This is a genomic window from Streptomyces sp. NBC_01669, from assembly GCF_026339735.1.
GTDB lineage: Bacteria > Actinomycetota > Actinomycetes > Streptomycetales > Streptomycetaceae > Streptomyces > Streptomyces yanii.
On sequence record NZ_JAPEQG010000001.1, the window covers coordinates 8,523,987 to 8,545,737 of the forward strand.

Here is a 21,751-nt window from a genome sequence, read left to right on the forward strand (position 1 = left end):
GACCTCCGACGGACGGGGCGGACCGTTGTTCCAGCGGCCAGTCGCTGTGCGTGGCCCGTGTCTCCGGGCCGACCGGCGCGCCCCCTCACCGGTCCCGCGCACCTACACGGGAAGGGGTTGCTCGGCCCAGATGGTCTTGCCTGTGCCGGTATGCCGCATTCCCCAGCGCTCGGTGAGCTGGGCGACCAGCATGAGGCCTCGTCCGCCCTCGTCAAAGATGCGGGCACGGCGCAGGTGTGGTGCGGTGCTGCTGGCGTCGGAGACCTCGCAGATCAGTGTCCTTTCCTTGATCAGCCGCAGCTGAATGGGCGGGGCAGCGTAGCGGATCGCGTTGGTCACCAGCTCGCTGACCACGAGTTCGGTGACGTAGGCCAGGTCATCCAGCCCCCAGGCGTGGAGTTGGGCGGTCGTCCGAGAGCGGGCTTCGGCCACAAAGGCCGGATCGGCGGGAAGATCCCAGACGGCGATGTGCCCGCTGTCCAGGGCACGGGTACGGGCGATGAGCAGCGCGACATCATCGGCGGGCCGCTCGGCGAGCAGAGCATCGAGCACGTGGTCGCAGGTGGTTTCCAAGGACGGAGCCGTGTCGGCGAGGGCTGTGCGCAGAGCGTGCAGGCCGGCGTCGACATCGCGATGGTGCGCCAGGACAAGGCCGTCGGTATAGAGGGACAGGAGGCTGCCTTCGGGCAGTTCGCGTTCAACGGATTCGAATGGCAGCCCGCCCAGGCCGAGCGGCGGGCCGGTGGGCAGTTCGAGGATCTCCACCTTGCCGTCAGGGGTCACCAGAGCGGGCCAGAGGTGGCCGGCGCTGGCGAGTGAGCACTTGCGGGAGGTGGGGTCGTAGACCGCGTACAGGCAGGTGGCTCCGAGTTCTCCGAAAGGCGCCTCGGCTTCGGACTCGGGCCCGGATCCGAGCCGGACGACGAGGTCGTCCAGATGCGCAAGCAGCTCGTCCGGGGCCAGATCGACGTCGGCGAGGGCGCGTACGGCGGTGCGAAGGCGCCCCATGGCAGCGGAGGCGTGGATCCCGTGACCGACCACATCGCCGACAACGAGGGCGACGCGGGCGCCGGAGAGCGGGATCACGTCGAACCAGTCACCGCCAACACCGACCTTCGAGTCTGCGGGCAAATAGCGGCTGGCTACGTCGACAGCGGACTGCTCGGGAATCCCCTGCGGCAGAAGGCTGTGCTGGAGGGCCAGAGTCGTGGTGTGTTCGCGCGTGTAGCGGCGGGCGTTGTCGAGACAGACTGCGGCGCGCGCCACAAGCTCCTCGGCGATCTGCAGGTCGTCCTGCTCGTACGGCCCGGCAGACGGATCCAGACGGACGAAGAGCACAACGCCGAGGTTGGTGCCGCGGCCGCGCAGCGGCACCGTCATCAGCGACTGCGCGCCGTGCCGACTCACCCAGGCGGTTCGGTCCGGGTCGTGGGCCAGCCAGCGGGTGATCTCGGGCTCGCCGATCTGGTGCACGGTGCCGCGACCGGTGGTCAGGCAGCGAGCAACCGGCGAAAACTCCGGGTAGTGGGACCACGCGCCGACCGTGACGACAGCCTTCACGTCGGGGCGGACGGCCGCGCGCCGCAGCAGCAAGGGACCCTGGAGGGGAACCGCCGGAGGCTCCTCGCCGTGCAGCACGGCGTCGAGGAGATCGACCGAGACGAAGTCCGCGAGGGCGGGCACGGCCACGTCGGCCAGTTCCTGGGCGGTGCGGGCCACGTCCAGGCTGCTGCCGATACGCCTGCTGGCGTCATCGAGCAGCGCCAGGCGTTCGCGGGCCGCGAACTGCTCGGAGAAGTCGAGGGCGGCCAACTGCACGCCATGCACCAGCCCGAAGGAGTCCTTGAGTGGGGTGAAGTGGATGATCCAGGGGTGAGCTTGGGGCTCTCCTGGCACCTTGACGTAATTCTCGATGTGCTCGGACTCACCGGTCCGCAACACGCGATCGACGGCCCGTTCCGGGGCCTGGAAGCCAGGATCGGGCATGTGCTCGGTGATCCGGAGCCCGCGAAGATCCTGCTCCGAGGCGGCGAGCTGCCTGGTCATGGGCTTGTTGGCCCGCAGGAGTCGGCCCTCGGTGTCATAGATCGCCAGGGCGAACGGGGACTGGTAGAACGACCAGCAGAGCAGAGGGTCCATGGCGCGGTCCACCTCCTCCACCACCGGGACGCCTTCCAGCAGCCAACTGGCTCGCTCGTCACCCGTGGGCAGCGGACGCGCCCGCAACCGGCATTCGACTGCGCTGCCGTCCCGGTGGCGGAGTACCACCCGCCCGGTCCAGTCCTCCTGCCGATCCCATCGCTCACGAGCGGCGTCGGGGAGGGGAGATGCAAGCAGCGCCGCCGCGAGCCGGCCGACGGCCTCACCGGCGGAGTACCCGAGCAACTGTTCCGCACCGGTGCTCCAGCTGGTCAGCGTCCCATCCGGAGCGGCCATGGCAAGAGCCGAGGCGGAGGTGAGGGAGTCACGAGGCATGCTCGCCGGTGTGTCCATGGCTGTCCATCCCGCCTTCGAGTCCACTGCTGATTCAAGGATCTCTCGGTCCTGCCGTCAGATCGCGTCAAACAGGGCCGCACGTGCCGGGCGCAGAGAATCGGACTCCGGGGAAACCAGGGAGTCAAACGACGGTGACCATCCGTAGCGGTTGCCGACAGGCGATCGACTGCCAGTATCGCGCTGATCAGCGTGCGAGCCGATCCGGCGGTGCCGCGCCCGCTCCGCGGCGTCGGACAGGACGGCGGGTTGAGTGCCCTCCGCCGGACGTGTCGGGCTTCCACTCGCGCGGGAGCCCCGGCGGAGGCTCCTGCGGGCCGTTTTCGCCGACGGGGATCACGGGTCCAAGGTTTTGGCCCTGTTCACGAACTTTGGCCCTGTTCACGAACTGGTGAAAGACGGCTCACCCTCGCCCGTGAGGGCCGTCTCTTGCGGGTTGCGCCTGCGTATCAGTCCATCACCGGCCCGGCGGCCGAACGCACCGCGTCCAGCACGGGGTGCGTCGAGCATGCGAGCCGGTGAGAACCGCTGAGGTACGGCGATGCGGTCGCTTACCCGAGGAACGCTCCGGTGGTGGCCACGAACCGGTCGGCGTCGTCTAGCCACGGAAAGTGCCCGGCTCCGGCCTGAACGACGAGCTCGGCGTTCGGAAACAGACCGGCGAACTCGGCCATCGTGCGAGGAGGGGCACCCGGATCGACCTCTCCGGCGAGCAGGAGTACCGGCGAAGCGAACCGGGCGAGCGCGGCGCGGGTGGCTTCCGGATCGAAAGCGCCCTCGGCACCGAAGGCAGCCACGACCTCCATGTTCATCTGCTCATCCCCAGCGGCCTGATGGGCCCGAGCCACCTCGTCCCAACGACCGTAGGAAAACGGTGCGATGGCCTTCCAGGCGTCGTTGGTGGCCTTGCCCGCCACTATCGCCTCCAAGGCCGCGAACGCCGCCGGGAACCACGGCTCGTCCCGGCGGAGCTGCGCAGTCTCGCGCCGAAGGTCGCCTGTGATCGTGAAGTCGACGGCCCGGACGCTCGGCGTGATCAGCGCCAGCTTGCTGACGCGTTCCGGATGGCGGCCCACGTACAGTGCTGCCAGATTCGCGCCGGCGCTATGTGCGAGCAGGTCCATCTGGTCAAGGCCGAGGTGCTCGCGCAGGGCTTCCAGGTCGTCGACGAGTCGGTCGCAGCGGCAGGATGCGGCGTCCTCCGGCATCTCCGACCGGCCGGTTCCCCGGAGATCCAGTCTGATCAGTTGCCGGTGCGTGGAAAGGCCGCCGAGGTCGCCCAGGTATACGGAGTCCGTCGGTCCTCCGGGCAGGCAGACCACGGGATTTCCGTCGCCGAAAACGTGGTAGGCAAGGTTGGTTCCGTCATATGCGGAGAAGGCAGGCATGGCAAAGATCCTTTCAGCGGTGTTTCGGAGAGAAGCGCCGAAGCGGTACGTCGGCTTGATCCACGCAGGTCAGTGGCGTGCCTGCGGGGCGTCGAGGTCTCGGACGAGATGACGTGCGAAGAAGCGCTGTGAGCTCTCCAGCTCGAACGCGGGGATGCCCGCGTGGCGGCCCGGGTTGGCGTGCAGCGTCTTCTCACGGGAGGCAAAGCCGTCGGAGAGCGCGAGGCCGGAGTCGCGCGGCACCAGCTCGTCGTCCCACTGCAGCGGAAACTCGACCGGGACGGTGACCTGTGCCGCCGCCTCGGCCAGGGTTTCGTGGCCCGCGCAGCCGAAGACGGCGGCAGGGATACTCGGTTCGGCTGCGGCCAAGGGCACGCCGATCGCGCTGCCCGGTGACACGCCCCAGAACCCCACCGGTCCGCTTGCGTCGACGTGGTCAAGGTCTTGAAGCGCGTCCAGGGTGGACTGCCACTCCGGAACGGCACGCGCCGCCAGCGAGACGCTGTGCCGGGCGATGAGCGGGTCGATGGGCTCGTCGACGGACATCTGTTCCTTGATGCCTGCCGCGAACTGCTTGTCCTGCTCGGTACTTTGGCGGTCGCCGTGTCCGGGCGCGTCGATGGCCGCCGCCGCGACGCTGCAGCGAGTCACGTAACAGCGGGCCCGGGCCACGAGGCCCTGCGCGCTCTTGTGCTGGCCGCCGCCATGGCCCAGCAGCGCCAGGGGGCGCCTGCGGGTGACACCGATGGGTGACCGGAGCAGACCTGAGATGCCGTCATGGGTGAACGGACGTTCCGAGACACCGTTCGAGGTCGTCTCCGAGGTGAAGTACATAGGTCGTGGCCTTTCGGGATGCCTACGGGCGCTCCCAGGGCCACCTATGTCAGATGAACCGCACAGCCGCGGGGGAGGAGAGCACCCAGCCTGATACAGCGTTAATGGGTCTCACCTCCTGGGTCGGTCAAGTGCACGGCGACGTTATCAGGCCTGGGGCCGGGGGAACAGACCAAGAGTGGAGCCGGTTGCCGCCGCACCCTGACCCGGCGCTGAGCAAGGCGTCCGAAGGGTTCGTCAGGCCAGTGCTCGGACGACGAGCCGGTTCCGTTCTCCGTCAAGGATGCCGGCCAGGAGGTTGTGGCTGTCGATCACCTCAGAGATGCCCCGGGTCTCGATCCTGTCCGACCACGCGTCCAGGTTCGGCCGAATCACTCCGGCAGCCCGCACGGCTCGGTCACCGCGTCCCGGAAGTCGTTGAGTGACTCGATCAGCCGACCGCGCAGGTCAACGATCAGCTCGCTGTCCGTCATCGCAGCAGACCACTGAATCCCGCGATGCGATCAACAACGTGGCCCAGGTGATCAGGGGTAAGTCTTCACACGGTGGTATCTCCCGTCACCAGGGCACGAGATACCACCGCGGTCATTTTCAGGGCAGGAATTCGTAGAACGGGCCGTCAGGCGCGAAGTTGCGAGAGCACAACGTCACGTCCCTACCCTTGAGATAAGCCAGCAACCACTCACTGAACGTCATCTCGTAGAGAGTCCAGGCCGGACTGTCGAACTCCTGGACCACGACGCGCCAGGGCGACGAGGGGTTGCCGGGAACGCGAAGGAAAACCGCCTCGCCCGTCGTGGCCGACGCCACCGGCATCAGTTCCCCGGGGTTCGCCCCCACCGGACTCGGCAGGAACTCCGCCATGTCCTGCGCGGCTACGACCTGACGGAGCCGGACCAGACCCACGCGGTCCGGCTGCTGGGCAGTGTCTTTCACGGCTACGTCAGCCTGGAGATGGGTGGAGGCTTCAGCCACAGCGCCCCCGACTCGCAGGAGACCTGGTCACGGGTCTTGGACGCTCTCGACGCCCTGCTGCGGAACTGGTCCGAGCCCTGACGTGCGTCCCATCAGCCGGATGCCATCGGCCGCCACCCACGTGATGACGGCTCATCGGCATTTCGTTACAGATCAGACGTGCAGACTTGGAAAGGCTCGGACAATGGACACCAACCACAACCTGCTCACCGCGCCCCTCACCGCGGACATCCTGCGCGGCGCCCTCGATCTGGAGCGCACCGAGCACGGTGTGCTGCCGCACCGACTGCCGGCCCGGGCCCGTGCCCAGTGCGCCGACGGCCAACTGGCCATGGCGGAGGCCCAGCTCTCCGGCGTGCGGCTGGTCTTCCGCACCCGGGCCACCGTCGTGGAGCTGGACACGCCGCCCACCAAACGCGTCTACGTGGGCGCCCCGCCCAAGACCTCCGGCAGCAGTTCCCCGTCGGAGACGACCGGCGGCTGATGGGTACCGGCTGCCGCGTCCATGTGGTGCCCGACAATGAGCACGGGGCACCCGCAGCAGCGCCCCCTACTGAGTCAAGACAGAAAGAAGAGAAGCGCCGATGACTGCCGTGCACGGAACAGCGGTGAATATTCCCACCCCGGATGGCTCGGCCGACGCATACCTGGCCCATCCCGACGATGGCAGCCCCCATGCCGCTGTCCTGCTCTACATGGACGCCTTCGGGCTGCGCCCGCACCTGAAGAAGATGGCTGACCGCCTTGCCGGGGCCGGCTACACCGTGCTGGTCCCCAACGTCTTCTACCGTCATGGCCGCGCCCCGGTGGTGGAGCTTCCCGACTTCATCGACCCCGTTCAGCGCCCCGACATCTTCCAGCGCATCGTCCCCATCATGCGGTCACTCACCCCCGAACTGGCGATGCGTGACGCCGACGCCTACCTGCGCTGGTTGGCTGCTTGCCCACAGGCCACCGACGGCCCGGTCGGCGTCACCGGCTACTGCATGGGCGCAGGCCTCGCCCTGCGTACCGCCGGCACCTACCCGGACCGCGTCGCCGCCATCGCCGGCTTCCACGGCGGGCATCTGGCCCCCGACACCCCCGACAGCCCGCACCTACTCGCCGACCGCATCACCGCCGAGGCGTACTTCGGACACGCCGATCAGGACCACGCAATGCCCTCCGAGCAGATCGACCGCCTCGAGAAGGCACTCACGGCAGCTGGTGTCCGCCACCAGGGCGAGGTCTACCGAGGCGCGCACCACGGATACACCCAGGCCGACACCGCCGCCTACAACCGCGATGCAGCCGAACGCCACTGGACGGCACTTCTGGACCTTCTCACCCGTACGCTCTGACCGACCCCGGCTCCTGTCGCCCGGTCCCGAGTGGGAATTCTCGCAACCGTTGCTGCTGTCGGCGCCTGCAGAACCAGTCGAGGCGGTATATCGACCTGGGGTCGGCACGGCTACCCGTCTGGTTCTCGGCTGCTCGTGGGCGTACTCGAGCGCCATCCGCGCCTCCACTCCGTTCCCACGGAACGTCACTGGGGCGTCAGGCGGCCACGAGGTAGCAACGGATGAGCGACGGCGCTGCTGTCTCTCGAAGCGGGCCGCATACGATCCGGGATATCGGGGGCGCGACCCCCGGGGGAGGGGGGCTTATGCGGCGGGCCTTTTCGTGGCCGGTGTTCCGGCGCTTCGTCGGCACCGTTGTGGTCGGTGCGACCCTCGTCGCGACCTCAGGGTGCACGGTCCCCGTTGATGCCGTCACCGGGATCTCCGTAACCGGCGACGGCCATCTGGTCGGCGTCATGATGATCTGCGGGCACCATATCGACGGCGCGACGCTCTACGTGGACAGCACCGACGTCAAAAGCCAGACGACGATGGGTTCATGGACCGCTGACCGTCCGCTCACAGCCGGGCTCGTCACCTGGCCCCTGGACACCCCCGCCGCCGGCTGGACCGTGACCAAGCCCCTGGCCCCACTCACGGCCGGGACCACGTATGCCCTCTACGGCTGGACCAAGGACAACTCCTGGTCATCGGCAAGCGTCTCCTTCACCCTGACCGACCGGGACCGGCTCACCCCGGGAGAGGTCCACTACGACGATCTCTCGGCCAACGGCGGTGGTTCCCCCACCGCCGTCCCCACAGCGGACTTCACAGCCACGGCCTGCCGGGACACGTAGCCACAGCCCGTCACGCCGAGGCAGGAGCAGCGGCACAGCCTATGTGCCACCGAAGTATGTGTGCTCAGATCTGAGCCGGTCCCTTCCCGGACCATGGATCACGTGATCATGCCGACAGGGGTGCGGCTGATCCACCCATCGCTGCGTGGGCGGCGCCATGCCCTGTTGGGCGTTGAGATAGGGGAGCGCAGTGACGGGGGGCACCTGGTCACTGGTGTCGGACCCGTCGTCCGGGCGGATCGCCTGGTGTCTTTCGAGCCCGCGGATACCTGCGCCTATCTGCTCCACGGCCAGCGCCTTCTCCGCCCTGGGTGTCTTGGTGCGTTCTGGCGTGGTGGATGTGGCCGGCCATGTGAGGAACTGCCATACATAGGCCGGGCCGACCGTGCTGGGCTCGGCCTCGTTTGCGGAGGGCGACGCGGCCTCGGTCAGGATGCGGTGCCCGAGCCACCAGCCCCCGCGGTGGTGCGGGGTACATCGATCATGGTGACGCTCCAGGTCAGAACCATGCAGGAGGTCCTGGTCACCGCCGTGCGGCTGACGGTCACCTCACGGACCGCCGCACCGGCCAAGGAGACCATGGTCGGATTCGAACAGTGCGGAGGCGGAGTCGACGAGCGTTACGTCGACCGGGACCCCTCCCGGCCCGCCGCGGCCTGGAAGGCGTGCCCGGAAGAACACGCATAGCCCCGGGACCGGCTGGGACCTGCACGGGTCCGCCATTCCGCCCTGACCCACCTCGGTGAGCAGGGCGCCTCTCGGCTGATGCTGACGGCTGCTGTCAGGGGCTGGTCTTGATCTTCTTCATGGTCAGGTGAGATTCGAGGCGGAGGACGCAGGGCAGGCCGCTGAGCTTGCCGGTGAGGAAGGCCTCGTAGGCGGCGTGGTCGGCAACGGCGACGCGGATGAAGTAGTCGGGGCGGCCGAACATGCGACGGAACTCGATGACCTCCTCGTAGGACGCCACGGTGGCCTCGAACTCCTCAAAGGTCTTGCGGTCGGTGGCACTGACCTCGACGTCGATGAGGACTTCCAGTCCGCGGTCGAGGGCTTCGGGGTCGATGACGGCCCGGTATCCGGTGATGACACCGAGCTCCTCCAGCCGCTTGACCCGGCGCAGGCACGGCGGCGGGGTCAGGCCGACTCGTTTGGCCAGTTCGACATTGGTCAGCCGCCCGTCCTGACTCAGATGAAACAAGATTTCACTGTCGATGCGATCAACATGTACTTCATTGCTCATAAGTGGATCGTAGAGCCATTGTCAGCAACCATATAAGGCAGATTTTGTCCTAAAGTTTCTACATGGGAATACCTCCGTCCGTTGCCGTTGATCCTTCTCGGCCTGCCGTCGCGTCCCAGGCCCCCGCTCCGCGCCTGACGCCTGCGGCTCTGGCCGCGTTCAAGGACTCCACCTCCGTGGGCCTGGGGCTGGTACCGCTCGGCCTCGCCTTCGGAGTACTCGTCACCCAGTCCGGCCTGGCTTGGTGGTGGGCGAGCGCGTTCACCGCCCTCATCTACGCCGGATCGTTCGAGTTCCTGCTCGTCGCCCTGGTCGCCGCCGTCGCACCGCTGGGGACGGTCGCCCTGACCGCCTTCCTGGTGAACATCCGGCACGTCTTCTACACGTTGTCCTTCCCCCTGCACCGCGTGCGCGGGCGCCTCGCGAAGGCCTACAGCACCTTCGCCCTGACCGACGAGGCCTACGCCCTGGCCACCAGCGAGCAGGCCCGCTCCTGGCCCAGCCGCCGCATCCTGTGGCTCCAGCTGTACATGCATCTGTACTGGGTCGGCGGCGCCACCGCCGGCGGACTGCTTGGCTCGCTCATCCCCGACAGCGTCACCGGCCTGGAGTTCGCCCTTACTGCCCTGTTCACCGTCCTGGCCCTCGATGCGATCAGGGACCGGCGCGATGACCTGCCCACTCCCGTCCTCGCGCTGCTCAGCGCACTTGTCGCCCGCCTTCTCTTCCCTGGCCAAATGATGCTGGCCGCCTTCGTCCTGTTCGCCGCTGCCCTTCTGACCCGGCACCTCACCGCCCGCACGAGGACCCGCCGTGCCTGACACCCCCTATCTGATTGCCGCAGTCGCCATTTCCGCCACCGTCACCTGGGCCTTGCGCGCCCTGCCCTTCGCGGTCCTGGCCCCCCTGCGCGCCAGCAGCACCGTCCAGTACCTCAGCACCCGCATGCCGGCCGGCGTCATGGTGATCCTGCTCGCCTACTGTCTGCGCGACCTTCATCTGACCGAAGTACGCGCCATCGCCCCGCTGGCGGCCCTGGCCGTCACCATCGGCCTGCATCTGTGGCGACGCAACGCCCTGCTGAGCATCCTGGGCGGCACCACCGTCCACGTGGTCCTCGCCAGCACCCTCTTCGCACACTGACCGGGCCCGCCCACCCGCGTCCACCAGCAGGGCGGCAGGCCCGGGGTGGCGATCACGGGACCGCCCCCTCGGACGGGGATTCCGTGTCGTTCCTCCTCGGTGACGTCCGGATCGCGCCGGGCGCAGGCTGCCGGGCAGGTCAGGAAGTTGGAAGGAGTAGAGCTGCCCGGCCCGGCCGTGCGGTTGTTCCACGCATCGCTGCGTGGGCGGCGCCATGCCCTGTTGGGCGTTGAAATCAGGGAGCCAGTGACGAGGGACACCATCGCTGCGAGCGCGGTGTCGGAGAAGTCGGACGCGGTGGGGAACGGCGCCGCCCAGGGTGCGGTGGGGGGCTCCTTCGGTGCAGGCGCGTCCGGCGAATACTGCAGCGGTAACTGACAGTCCGGTGGACCTGAGCGTGGCCGGTTCAGTCGAGAAGGTCGTACCTGTCCGGCTCCCAGTCCGCGAACAGGGTCAGCGCCTTCTCCGTCTCGGTGCGTTCTGGAGTGGTCGCGGTGGCCGGCCACCAGTTCTCCACCTGATGGGCGTCCACAAGGACGAAGCCGCGGTACCCGTCGAAGTCGCCGGGGTCGCTTGCCACACCGATATGGATGGGTGCGTCGTCGGGTAGATCTTTGAGGGCGTCGCGCAGCTGTGCGGCGTTCCAGATTTGGGGGGTGTGCTCGAAGGTGTCGGCCATGCGCACAGGTTGCCGGAGAGGGCTGTCCAACTGGGGGAGACACGACCGCTTGGAGGGCTAAAGCGCTGATCCGGTGCAAGGGTTGCGGGCTGCTGTCGGTTTACTGAGCCGATGTGAGTGGTGGCGTGCGGGAGTGGGTTCTGGTGGTGCATTCGCGGGGGTGGGAACGGGGGTTCTGGGGCCGAATGGGTGACCTTGGTGGCTGTTGCAACGCCCCGCCGTCCGGGCCGTCCCGTTGGAGACCGCCCGCGCCCGGGGCATGATCGGCGTCGACACCAACGCCGACCACTTCGCCGCCCACCACCTCGACCGGCACGGCAACCCGGTCGGCGACCCGCACCGCTTCCCCTACGACCTGACCGGTTCGGCCGGCCACCGCGACGCACAAATCCGCCACGCCCTGACTGGGTTGATCAACTGGGCGCGGCGGGCCGGTGTCGCCGCGATCGGTGTCGAAGAACGGACCACCCGCCGGGAGACAGGATGATGGGGCGCCGGTCAGAAATGTGTCACCAGCCGCAAACGGCCCCGCAGGGGCAGGGGAGATCCAATTCCGGGCGTCACACAAGGTCAATACGCCGCAGTGCCAGTCCATCGTAAAAACTTCGTCGCCGCTGGGACGGTCGCATGGTTCGTTCAACTGGAGTTGGGCAGGTTCCGGATCTCCGCCAGGTTTCTCCGGAGGAAGCAGACGAGATGCTCCGACGGCGACCTATAGCCATAGCCATGGGCATCTCCGGTGCCGGCCATGCCAGTTGAGCCGTCTGGTTACCCAGCCGTCGGAATCGCCTCACGAAGCACTGACCGGAACCGCTCTCCTGTGGATGCATTGCCCCAGCAGTTCCGCGGAGGGGCGCCGTCATGTCCGACCGGGGGGCTCAGTCGACCCCCGAACCGCTGGTCACAAGGGCCGACCGGCGTCGAGAATGTCGCCATGACCGACAGCCGCGACGACGCCGACCGCATATTCATCCGCAGCACATGGGGCACCAACCGATACGTCTACAACCCGCACAACCCCGTCGGCCGCGCCCTCATCATCGGCTCGCTGCTGTTCGCCGTCGGCGGGATGTACCTCCTCTATCATCCGGGCCTTCTCAGCGGCTCCAACAACTGGGACGGGGACGAACTGCGGTCCGCCGTGACAGCGGCGACCGCCGAGCTGTCGAGCGAGGCGCAGTTCGGACCCGGGACCATCAACTACGAGGACATCCTGCAGGCCCGCATCGCAGAGAAGGGCCACAGTTCGCAGGACGCGCTGACTGTCACGCTCGCCTCGGATCCGCCGGATTCCGCCGTGCTCAACGGGGGCGCGGAACAGGCCGACTACACCGTCACCGCCGACGGCACGGACACTGCCTTCTGCCTCGAGGTCTACGCCATGAAGCGCAAGCAGGCGATGGGCTACGACTTCGTTGCCACCTCCATCGGCGATGGCGCGTGCCCTGCATCCTGATACCCGTTTGTCCGCTCGGACGCGGGCCGGGCTCTGGTGCCCGTCCCGCCTCTCTTCCGAGCCACTACCGGGGTGGGCCGGCGGAGTCAGTGACCTCGGGGGAGGCCTCGCCCAGCAGGGGCCCGGGAGGAGCCCTGCGGCACGGGCGGCGCCGCGGGCAGGGATTCGCGCGCGGTACGGACATGCTGCCGATTCGCGCGTGCCGCGTCTGTCGTGACCTCAGCTCCCAGGCCATGGTCCTCGAGCACAGGAAATCCCCGTTCCGCAATTGCGGAACGGGGATTTCCTCACGTATATTGAGTGGTTCTGTGCACTCATAGAAAAGACCCCTCACCGGGGCCACTAAGAACACCATATCCGGCAGGGAGCGATTTTGTCAACTCGCGAAAACGTCGAATTGCAGAAGGAGCAGGAATTCATCGACCGGCTCTACAACCGGGTCGACACGCTGCGCGGGGTCACCGCGCAGCGTGTCGAGGACGCGTTGACCCCGGTAGGGAACGGCCTGCAGGCTCGTCTCGAACGCGATGTGCTCCTCGCCGAACGTTCCGGTCTGCTGGCAGCCCTGAACGCGGTGGACGGCTCGCTGTGCTTCGGCCGCATTGATCTCCGCGACGGTGCCGCGCACCATATCGGCCGTATCGGAATCCGTGAGGACGACACCGAACACACGCCTTTGCTGATCGACTGGCGGGCACCTGTCGCCCGGCCCTTCTATCTCGCCACCGGGCATACACCCATGGGTCTGCGCCGACGCAGGCACATCACCACCGAGGGCCGCACGGTGACCGAACTGCACGACGAGATCCTCGATCTCGGGGACCGCGAACGCAGCGGTTTCGAGGACCCCAGCGGTGACACCGTGCTGCTCGCCGCGCTCAGCTCCGCCCGCACCGGCCGCATGGGCGACATCGTGCGGACCATCCAGGCGGAACAGGACCGCATCATCCGTGCTCCGCACCGTGGTGTCCTCGTCGTCGAGGGCGGCCCCGGCACGGGCAAGACCGCCGTCGCGCTGCACCGTGCGGCCTTCCTGCTGTACGAGCACCGTGAGCTTCTGGCCAAGCGCGCGGTCCTGGTCGTGGGCCCCAATCCGGCCTTCCTGCGCTACATCGGCGAGGTGCTGCCCGCCCTCGGTGAGACCGGGGTCATGCTGGCCACGCAGGCCGAGCTCTTCCCCGGTATCCACGCCCGCGGAACCGATTCCCCCCGTGCGGCCGCCGTCAAGGGCGGCGCGGGGATGGCCGAGGCGCTCGCCCGCGCCGTACGCGACCGGCAGGGGCTGCCCGAGCCCGGCGCGCCGGTGGTCATCCCGCACGACGACGGGGACCTCGTCCTGGACTGGGAAATCGCCTACGAGGCCCGGCAGTCGGCCCGCGAGACCCGTCTGCCGCACAACCTCGCCCGTCCGTATTTCGCGTTCCACGTCATCGACGCCCTCACCGCGCAGCTCGCCGAACGCATCGGCGCGGACCCGTACGGCGGCCCGAACTTCCTCGGTGCGGACGACATCGCCCAGCTTGGCAAGAGCGTCGCCGCGAGCGAGGAGGTGCACGCCGCCGTCGGAGAGCTGTGGCCGGCGCTCACCCCCGAGGAGTTCCTCGCCGGCTATCTGGCCGAGCCGGTGTACGTACCGGACGAGGACGCCGAGGCCATCCGGCGCGTTCCCGGTGACGGGGAGTGGACCCCGGCCGATGTGCCGCTCCTCGACGAGGCGGCCGAGCTGCTCGGGGCCGACGACAGTGCCGAGCGGGCCGCCGCCGAGGCCGAGCGCCAGGAGCGGGTCGCTTATGCACAGGGCGTCCTGGAGCTGTCCCGGGGTTCGGAGACATACGAGTTCGAGGACGAGGAGTCCGAGCGCCTGGCCGCCCACGACATCATCGACGCCGAGCGGATGGCCGAGCGACAGGAGGAGACCGATCACCGGAGCGCGGCCGAGCGGGCCGCCGCCGACCGGACCTGGGCGTTCGGCCACATCATCGTCGACGAGGCGCAGGAACTGTCGCCGATGGCGTGGCGGCTGCTGATGCGCCGGTCACCGACCCGCTCGCTGACCCTGGTCGGTGATCCGGCGCAGACCTCCGAGGAGGCGGGCGTCGGCTCGTGGGAGAGGATCCTGGAGCCGTACGTCGGCGACCGTTTCGAGCATGTGAGGCTGGGGGTCAACTACCGTACGCCTGCGGAGATCATGGAGCTGGCCGCCAGGGTCGTACGGGCTCAGGACCCCTCGTTCGAGCCGCCCGCGTCGGTGCGGTCCACCGGCGAGACGCCGTGGACGCGGGATGCCGGTGCGGATCTGGCGGGCGCGGTGGCGCGGGCCGTCGCGGAGCTGACGCCCGAGGAGGGGCGCCTCGCGGTGATCGCACCGCGAGCGCTGCACGAGGAGATCGCGGCCCCGCTCGACGGAGTCACGGCCGGCGCTGAACCCGACCTCACCCGTCCCGTGGTGCTGCTCGGCCCGCGTGAGGCCAAGGGGCTCGAATTCGACCATGTCCTGGTCGTGGAGCCGGGGCGGTTCGGGACCAGTGACCTGTACGTGGCGCTGACCCGTGCGACGCAGCGCCTGGGCATCGTCCACCGGGAAGAACTGCCCGAGTCGTTGCGCTGACCGCTGCGGCGCCGGGAGCATGAGGGTCGGTTCGACCCCGACGGAGGGTGTCGGTGAAACAGTGGCCCGAGGGCCCCTCAGCTGACCCGGAAGCAGCGTGGGAGCGGTACGACTCCGGTATGCGGGCGTTGCGAGAGGTGATCAGGGCCGACGTGCGCGCCGCGCACGTCGGCCTGGGAATCGTCATCGTCGCGAGTGTGATCGTAGGCGCGTTCGCGGGGCCCGTGGCCGGAGCCCTCGTGGCAGCGGCCTTTCCCGTCGTGTTCCTTGTGGCGCTGGCGGTCATGTTCCTTCGGGGACAGCCGTTCGGCAGCATCATTCGGCCGGCTTGAGTGGGTGGTATCTCGGCTTTTTGCCCGGCCAGCGGTGGGAGATGAACGGCGGGCGGTCGATCCACTCGAAACAGCGCAGGATGAATTCGGTGAAGGTGCCGGCGGTCTCGAACCACCCCCCGCTTTCGCCCTGGACGATGATGCGCCAGTCATCGGGGTCCGGTTCCAGCGCCAGGAAGAAGTACGAGTTGCCCTGCTCGTCGGATCCCCACTCGATCAGGCCGCCCTCCTCGGGGTGGAACGGCCACGGAAGCAGTTCGGGATCGGCTTCCTTCGGCCCTCTCTTGGGCCAGAGCCGCTCCGCTTCCTCCGCAGTGCCGTCCATCGGCCGGTCCAGCCACAGGTAACCGTCGACGGCGCCGGGGCCATAGAGGTCAAGGAACGCCTTGTAGTCCGACGGCAGCGCCAGCCCCAGGTGTGCCTCCGACGCTTCCCACAACGTCGGCCTCGCCCCCCAGGTTTCCGGTTCGCCCAGCCGCGCCCTCAACCGCTCCAGAGCCGTGACAGCCATGCCCTTCACTCCACTCCTTGTCGATGCTCAGCGCATCCTGTCCTCCCCGATCGGCCCGGGCCAACTGCCGAACGCCACCCGTCTTCGACAGGTACGGGCCGGCTCCACCCACGTGTGCGGGGTCCCCACCGTTCGCCGAACTTGAATCCGGTGCCCCGGGCGACGTTCGCGCAGCTTGCCGATGCCACCCTTGACCGTCGACGGACTCGCGTATGCCACCACCGGCCCCACCAGGCCGCGGCCGATGTCGAGAGTCTGGCGGGCCTCTGGCCGTCTCACTGCCTGGAACGCGGTCGAACACCACTCCCAGGCCGAATCGCGCTGTCAGAGCGCTTCATCGACGGCAGGGGATTCCGGCAGGGCCTGCTCCACCCAGATGGTCTTGCCGGTGGGCGTGTAGCGCGTGCCCCACTGCTGTGCGATCTGGGCGACGATGAACAGGCCGCGGCCGCTCTCGTCGTCAGCGGCGGCGTGGCGCAGATGGGGTGAGGTGTGCCCGGTGTCGGCGACCTCGCAGATGAGGGTCTGGTCGCGGATGAGCCGGACGTGGATCGGCCCCGCGGCGTAGCGGATGGCGTTGGTGACCAGCTCACTGACGATGAGTTCGGTGGTGAACGACAGTTCGTCGAGTCCCCACGCTCCGAGTTGCCCCATGGCCATGGCGCGGGCCTTGCCGACCATCGCGGGTTCCGCGGTCAGTTCCCACACCGCCACCTGATGCTCGCCGAGCATCCGTGTGCGTACGAGGAGCAGGACCGCGTCATCGTTCGCCGGCCCCGGCACCAGGGTCGCGACTGCGCGGTCACAGAGTTCTTCCAGGGAACGCCGGTGCTGGACGAGGGTTTCGGCGAGCAGGCCGAGGCCGACGTCGAGGTCGTCGGCGGCCGCCTGGACGAGGCCGTCCGTGAAAAGGGCGACAAGGCTGCCCTGCGGCAGCTGGAATTCCGTGGTCTCGTAGGGCAGACCCCCCAGTCCCAGCGGAGGGCCCGCCGGGAGTTCCGGGTAGGTGGTGACGCCGCTGTCCGGCAGGACGACCGCAGCCAGTGAGTGGCCGGCACGCGCCATGCTGCACTGTCCTGACACCGGGTCGTACACCGCGTACAGGCACGTCAATCCCAGGGCTGTGTCCTTCCTGGGCCGCGTGCGGCCCGCACCATGAACGGCCGCCCGCTCCTCGGCGGTCTGCTCGGCCAGGTCGTCCAGGCGCGACAGGAGCTCGTCCGGGGCGAGGTCGAGGCGGGCGAGGACACGTACACCGGTACGCAGGCGCCCCATGGTGGCGGCGGCGAGCAGTCCGTAGCCGGTCACCTCCCCGACGACCAGGCCGACACGCGTTCCCGACAGGGGGATGACGTCGAACCAGTCGCCGCCCACCCCGGACCGGCTGTCGGCGGGCACATAGCGGCTCGCCATCTCGACAGCGGTCCGCTGTGGCAGCCGGTGGGGCAGCATGCTGCGTTGAAGCCTGAGGGCCGCGGTGTGCTCGCGCGTGACGATGAGCATCAGCACGACACCGAGCAGCAGGGCTCCGAGGCCCATGACGGTCACCCCGCCCGTCCGTCCGATGAACGGCAGGTCGATGGAGGTCTCACCGTAGCCGGGGTCGGCGTAGACGTCGAAGGCGGCGTAGCAGAAGAGGAAGAGCATCATCAGCCCGCCCAGACCTGGCAGCAGCCCCTTGCACAGGAAGTCTCTGAGGCTGCGGGTGAGGACGCTGCGGAAGTACCAGACACAGGCGAAGCCGGTGAGGCCGTAGTAGAACGCGATCGCGAGGCCGACCGACTCGACGGAGTCGGCAAGGACGTTGCGGCTGACCGCCGTCAGGAGGACGTAGAAGCCGATGGAGGCCAGGCCCAAGCTGATCGTCGACCAGGTCGGGGTGAGAAATCTGCGGTGCAGCCGGGCGAATCGGGAGGGCACGGCCTTGTGCGCGGCCATGGAGAAGACGGTGCGGGCCATCGGGAGGATGGTGGTCTGGGTGGAGGCCACCGCGGAGGTCAGCACCATGAGGATCAGCAGTTTGGCAAAAAGGGGCCCCAGGCCGTTGCTGCCGAAGACGGCGTTGCCCAGGCCCGAGAGCACGTCGCCCGCGTTGTCCCTGTTGCCCAGCCCGATTCCGGTGGAGCCGACTCCGGCGAAGGCCTGCGCCGAGGTGGTGACCAGGACATAGATGATCAGCAGCAGCACAACGGAGATGACGGCGGCGCGCCCCGGGATGCGCGTGCTGTCCGCGGTCTCCTCGTTGACCGTGACGGCGGTGTCCCAGCCCCAGTAGATGAAGACGGCGGCGAGGATGCCCGTGGTCAGCGCTTCGACCGATGGCACGTGGAGGGGGTTGAACCAGGACGCGGAGACATGGATCGCCATCTCGGGATTACCGGTGTAGACCTTGACCAGGGCGGTGACGGCGAACAGCACCAGTACGGCCACCTCGAAGAACAGGAGCCAGCGCTGAACGGCAGCCGAGATCTCGATGCCGATGTAGCAGATCGCGGTCATCACGATGATCCAGACGACGCCCGCGATCGTGACCCACACCCTGTTTCCCGTGAGTGAGTCGTAGCCCAGGAGCCGGAAGCCGTAGATGCCGGCGATCTCGGCGAGGTTCGCCATGACGATGATGTCGGCGACGATGATGCCCCAGCCGCCCATCCAGCCGGTGCGCGGGCCGAAGGCACGGGTCGCCCAGGTGAAGGTGGTCCCGCAGTCGGCGTTGCTCGCGTTGAGTTCCTTGTAGGCGTACGCGATCAGGAGCATCGGGATGAAGGCCAGGATCGTGATGATCGGGGCCTGCAGGCCGACCCCCGCCACGATGAGGCCGAGCGTGGCCGCGATGCTGTACGCCGGGGCGGTGGACGCCAGGCCGATGGCAACGGAGGAACACAGTCCCAGGGCACCGGATTTGAGTCCTTTCCTGCCTGCGCCCGGGCCGAGCGCCAGAGGCGCGTCGGACGCCGCAGGCCTACGGGAGAGCTTCACACCGGATGCCAACCTCCTCATTTGCCTTCCGCCCACCATTTTCGCCGCAGGTGATGAGGCCTGCCACGGGAAACCGGCTGGATGACCTACGCGGCTGTCAGCAGGACCAGTGGGGGCGGATTGGCGACTGGCCCGTCCGGCGGGACGGCGGTCATACCGTTGGTGAGCGCGCCGGACCCCGGTCGTCGGCGGCCGCAGGGGTCGGCGGTAAGGCCCGCAGCGCAGAGGGCAGGTGGGTGCTCAGGACGGCCAGGACCGCGAGCGCGAAGGGGATGCCGGTGCCCATCGGCACCGCCGAGCCGTCCAGGCTTCCTTCGCCGACCGTGGCGGTGGCTGCGGAGACGGATGCCCGGACCGCCACGCCGGGCACACGGCGGCGATGACCGGCAGGGCTGCGGTGGCCGGCTACGGAGTTGGTCGACGACAAGTTCCCGATTCAGCTCGATCCGCGCGACCAGGAAGAACCCCCGTCACGGGCAGCCGCAGGCCGGGTAGCGCCTGCTGTCCGTAAGGCGAGGCCTCTCCGGTCTGCCAACCGTCTTGCGCTGGGATGACGACGGGGCCAGGGGGAGTATGGGGGTATCCGGAGCAGCAAGGAGACCGGCGCAGCCGAAGGCCGGCAGGAGGCCCGCGTCGGTTGGCAGGCGGAGGGAGTGCCTTGCATGAACAGCATCGAATCCTTCCCGGCCGACATCAGTCGGCTGCGCCCCGGGCGTTCACGCCCGGGTGGGCTGCTGGATCTGCTGACTGTCGCCGCGGTGGTGCTGGACGCCGACGGGCGGATCGCTTTCTGGAGCCCGCAGGCCGAGGAGCTGTTCGGCTATACCGCCCAGGAGGCTCTTGGCCAGTACGCGGCACGCCTGATGGTCCACGAGGAGCACCTGGATCTGGTGATCAAGCTGTTCGCCGAGGTGATGGACACGGGCCAGAGCTGGGCCGGTGCTTTCCCTATCCGGAACAAGGACGGCAGCACCCGGCTGGTCGAGTTCCGCAACATGCGGCTGCTGGACCCCCTCGGCGACGTATACGCCTTGAGTATCGCGGCCGACCACACCACCCTCCAGCAGGTCGAAACCGAGCTCGCGCTCTCCGAGCGGCTGGTCTCGCAGTCTCCGATCGGGCTCAAGGTCATGGACACCGACCTGCGGTACGTGACCGTCAACCCAGCCCTGGCCCACATCAACGGCCTGCCCGCCGCCGACCACATCGGCCGGAACGTCCATGAAGCCCTGCCCTTCCTGGACACCAAGGCCATCGAGTCCGTGATGCGCCAGGTCCTGGCAACCGGCATCCCCGTCCTGGACCGGTACGTCGTCGGACGCACCCCCGCCGAACCCGAGACCGAGCACGCGTGGTCCACCTCGTATTTCCGGCTGGAGGACCGCGTCGGGCGGGTGCTCGGTGTGGCTGCCTCGGTGGTGGACATCACAGAGCGGCACCGTGCGGCCACCGAGGCCGCACGGGCTCGCCGGCGCCTTGCCCTCATCGCCAAAGCCTCCGCTCGCGTCGGCACGACCCTGGAGGTGGACCAGACCGCCCAGGAGCTGGCCGAGGCCACGGTGCCGGACCTCGCCGACGTCGTCGCGGTGGACGTCCTCGACTCCGTCCTGGCCCTGCGCCGCTCGGCCGCGCCCGCGACCGGCCCGGAACTCTTCCGCGCCCTCGCCGTCGTAGCCGCCTATCCCACCGAGGTCGTCCGCGCCGCCGACAGGCCCGGAGACCTTGCCACCTATGGTGCTGACCGCCTGGTCACGCAGTGCGTACACACTGGTCGGCCGGTGCTGGTGCCGCACGCAACCGATCAGGATCTGCCCCGCATCGCCCGCGACCCGGCTGCCGCCGCCCTTCTGGCCCAGGCCGGCGTGCACTCGTATCTCGCGGTCCCACTGATCGCCCGCGGCGAAGTCCTGGGCGCCGTGGACTTCATACGTGCTCGCAATCCGCTGCCCTTCGACGAGGACGATGCCACCCTGGCCGGTGAGCTCGCCGGTCGCGCCGCGGTGTGCATCGACAATGCGCGTTGGTTCCAGAGCGTGCGCAACATCGCGGTCACCCTCCAACGCAGCCTGCTCCCGGATCACCCTCCGCACCACGCGGGCCTGGACGTCGCCTCCCGCTATGAACCCGCAGGAGCTGCCAGTGAGGTCGGCGGGGATTGGTTCGACGTCATCTCCCTGGACGGCGACAAGACCGCCTTGGTGGTAGGTGACGTGATGGGCAGCGGCATAGACGCCGCCGCGACCATGGGCCGACTGCGCACCGCGACGTGCACGCTGGCCGATCTCGACCTCGACCCGGCACAGGTGCTCCGACAGCTCGACAAGACCACCGCACGCCTGGAGCACTACATCGCCACCTGCGTCTACGCCGTCTACGACCCTCGCCGCTCGGAGTGCCACATTGCCACAGCAGGACACATGCCTCCCGTCCTCGTACGCACAGGCCATCCACCGGAACTGGTCGACCTGCCCACCGGCGTCCCCCTCGGCGTCGGCGGCGTCCCCTTCGAAGCCGGCACCGTCCGATTGGGGCACGGAGATCTGCTCGTCCTCTATACCGACGGACTGGTCGAAACCCGCGAACGTCCCATCGACGAGCGCCTGAAGACACTGCTCCAGCTGCTGGAAGGCCCCCAGCGCCCCTTGGAGGAGACATGCGACCGGCTCCTCAGTGCACTGCGCGACCCGGAGCACCACGACGACGTGGCTCTGCTCATCGCGCGTCCTCAGGCATAGCCGGTTGCGCGTCCGCCGTGTTGAATCACCCGGCGATCGGATCTCATACGACTCCGGCCGTCCTGCACGGCGTCGCCCGGCAGTGGCACTGCCGTCGCCGGACGCCATCCCCGACGCGCCGCTGACCTCCAACACGCCGGCCAAGCCTCGATGGCCGCGGCCGGCACCGCCGCTCCCAGGCCGCGTTCGGCTACGGATCCAG

The 21,751-nt window shown here is 68.5% G+C and carries 17 protein-coding genes and 4 pseudogenes; 12 read left to right on the top strand and 9 right to left on the bottom strand.

The window, feature by feature from the left end:
• Positions 1 to 102: 102 nt before the first annotated feature.
• From OG972_RS38105 to OG972_RS38120, 4 genes are all read right to left on the bottom strand, one after another.
• Entirely contained in the window at positions 103 to 2,475 is a 2,373-nt protein-coding gene (locus OG972_RS38105; RefSeq protein ID WP_266989348.1) for a SpoIIE family protein phosphatase, read from the bottom strand.
• A gap of 569 nt (positions 2,476 to 3,044) precedes the next feature.
• Positions 3,045 to 3,881 carry an alpha/beta fold hydrolase gene (locus OG972_RS38110; protein ID WP_266989350.1) on the bottom strand — a complete coding sequence of 279 codons (837 nt, stop codon included), beginning with the start codon at positions 3,879 to 3,881 and terminating at the stop codon, positions 3,045 to 3,047.
• Between the two features lie 69 nt (positions 3,882 to 3,950).
• Positions 3,951 to 4,715, bottom strand: coding sequence for an alpha/beta hydrolase (locus OG972_RS38115; protein ID WP_266989352.1), 765 nt, complete (start codon positions 4,713 to 4,715; stop codon positions 3,951 to 3,953).
• 591 nt (positions 4,716 to 5,306) lie between these two features.
• Positions 5,307 to 5,651, bottom strand: coding sequence for a hypothetical protein (locus OG972_RS38120; RefSeq protein WP_266989354.1), 345 nt, complete (start codon positions 5,649 to 5,651; stop codon positions 5,307 to 5,309).
• Between OG972_RS38120 and OG972_RS38125 the strand changes: the two are divergent.
• The 5 genes and pseudogenes from OG972_RS38125 to OG972_RS38145 all read left to right on the top strand — a co-directional run.
• Positions 5,580 to 5,771, top strand: a pseudogene (locus tag OG972_RS38125) (TetR-like C-terminal domain-containing protein); the annotation flags it as partial. The gene OG972_RS38120 and the pseudogene OG972_RS38125 overlap by 72 nt on opposite strands.
• Before the next feature lie 103 nt (positions 5,772 to 5,874).
• Positions 5,875 to 6,132: pseudogene (locus OG972_RS38130) on the top strand (lipase); the annotation flags it as partial.
• 142 nt (positions 6,133 to 6,274) lie between these two features.
• Entirely contained in the window at positions 6,275 to 7,030 is a 756-nt protein-coding gene (locus OG972_RS38135; protein ID WP_266989356.1) for a dienelactone hydrolase family protein, read from the top strand.
• A gap of 305 nt (positions 7,031 to 7,335) precedes the next feature.
• Positions 7,336 to 7,866: a hypothetical protein gene (locus OG972_RS38140; protein ID WP_266989358.1), complete on the top strand. Its 531-nt coding sequence runs from the start codon at positions 7,336 to 7,338 to the stop codon at positions 7,864 to 7,866.
• Positions 7,867 to 8,304: 438 nt separating this feature from the next.
• Positions 8,305 to 8,553 (top strand): hypothetical protein, encoded by a 249-nt coding sequence (locus OG972_RS38145; protein WP_266989360.1) that lies wholly within the window; start codon positions 8,305 to 8,307, stop codon positions 8,551 to 8,553.
• Positions 8,554 to 8,647: 94 nt separating this feature from the next.
• Here OG972_RS38145 and OG972_RS38150 read toward each other — a convergent pair whose 3' ends face one another.
• The gene (locus OG972_RS38150; RefSeq protein ID WP_266989362.1) at positions 8,648 to 9,106 is read right to left on the bottom strand and encodes an Lrp/AsnC family transcriptional regulator; all 459 of its coding nucleotides are present in this window, start codon (positions 9,104 to 9,106) and stop codon (positions 8,648 to 8,650) included.
• Positions 9,107 to 9,282: 176 nt separating this feature from the next.
• On the opposite strand from OG972_RS38150, the gene OG972_RS38155 reads away from it, so the two are divergent.
• On the top strand, positions 9,283 to 9,927 hold the full coding sequence (locus OG972_RS38155; RefSeq protein WP_323135965.1) for an AzlC family ABC transporter permease: 645 nt from the start codon (positions 9,283 to 9,285) through the stop codon (positions 9,925 to 9,927).
• The gene (locus tag OG972_RS38160; RefSeq protein ID WP_266989366.1) at positions 9,920 to 10,249 is read left to right on the top strand and encodes a branched-chain amino acid transporter permease; all 330 of its coding nucleotides are present in this window, start codon (positions 9,920 to 9,922) and stop codon (positions 10,247 to 10,249) included. The genes OG972_RS38155 and OG972_RS38160 overlap by 8 nt, the downstream gene beginning before the upstream one ends.
• A 406-nt stretch (positions 10,250 to 10,655) precedes the next feature.
• On the opposite strand, the gene OG972_RS38165 is transcribed toward OG972_RS38160, so the two are convergent.
• The gene (locus OG972_RS38165; RefSeq protein ID WP_266989368.1) at positions 10,656 to 10,928 is read right to left on the bottom strand and encodes a DUF6225 family protein; all 273 of its coding nucleotides are present in this window, start codon (positions 10,926 to 10,928) and stop codon (positions 10,656 to 10,658) included.
• A gap of 211 nt (positions 10,929 to 11,139) precedes the next feature.
• On the opposite strand from OG972_RS38165, the pseudogene OG972_RS38170 reads away from it, so the two are divergent.
• The 4 genes and pseudogenes from OG972_RS38170 to OG972_RS38185 all read left to right on the top strand — a co-directional run.
• Positions 11,140 to 11,388: pseudogene (locus OG972_RS38170) on the top strand (IS200/IS605 family accessory protein TnpB-related protein); the annotation flags it as partial.
• Between the two features lie 474 nt (positions 11,389 to 11,862).
• Positions 11,863 to 12,384: a hypothetical protein gene (locus OG972_RS38175; protein ID WP_266989370.1), complete on the top strand. Its 522-nt coding sequence runs from the start codon at positions 11,863 to 11,865 to the stop codon at positions 12,382 to 12,384.
• A gap of 397 nt (positions 12,385 to 12,781) precedes the next feature.
• Positions 12,782 to 14,992, top strand: coding sequence for an AAA family ATPase (locus tag OG972_RS38180; RefSeq protein WP_266990987.1), 2,211 nt, complete (start codon positions 12,782 to 12,784; stop codon positions 14,990 to 14,992).
• A 119-nt stretch (positions 14,993 to 15,111) separates the two neighbouring features.
• Positions 15,112 to 15,324, top strand: coding sequence for a hypothetical protein (locus tag OG972_RS38185; protein WP_266989372.1), 213 nt, complete (start codon positions 15,112 to 15,114; stop codon positions 15,322 to 15,324).
• On the opposite strand, the gene OG972_RS38190 is transcribed toward OG972_RS38185, so the two are convergent.
• From OG972_RS38190 to OG972_RS38200, 3 genes and pseudogenes are all read right to left on the bottom strand, one after another.
• Positions 15,308 to 15,835, bottom strand: coding sequence for an SMI1/KNR4 family protein (locus tag OG972_RS38190; RefSeq protein ID WP_266989374.1), 528 nt, complete (start codon positions 15,833 to 15,835; stop codon positions 15,308 to 15,310). The genes OG972_RS38185 and OG972_RS38190 overlap by 17 nt on opposite strands.
• Positions 15,836 to 16,159: 324 nt before the next feature.
• Positions 16,160 to 18,814, bottom strand: coding sequence for an amino acid permease (locus OG972_RS38195; RefSeq protein WP_266989376.1), 2,655 nt, complete (start codon positions 18,812 to 18,814; stop codon positions 16,160 to 16,162).
• A 211-nt stretch (positions 18,815 to 19,025) separates the two neighbouring features.
• A pseudogene (locus OG972_RS38200) lies at positions 19,026 to 19,278 on the bottom strand (Na+/H+ antiporter NhaA); the annotation flags it as partial.
• Between the two features lie 198 nt (positions 19,279 to 19,476).
• Between OG972_RS38200 and OG972_RS38205 the strand changes: the two are divergent.
• Complete coding sequence (locus tag OG972_RS38205) at positions 19,477 to 21,549, top strand: SpoIIE family protein phosphatase (RefSeq protein WP_266989378.1); 2,073 nt, start codon at positions 19,477 to 19,479, stop codon at positions 21,547 to 21,549.
• Positions 21,550 to 21,751: the final 202 nt, after the last annotated feature.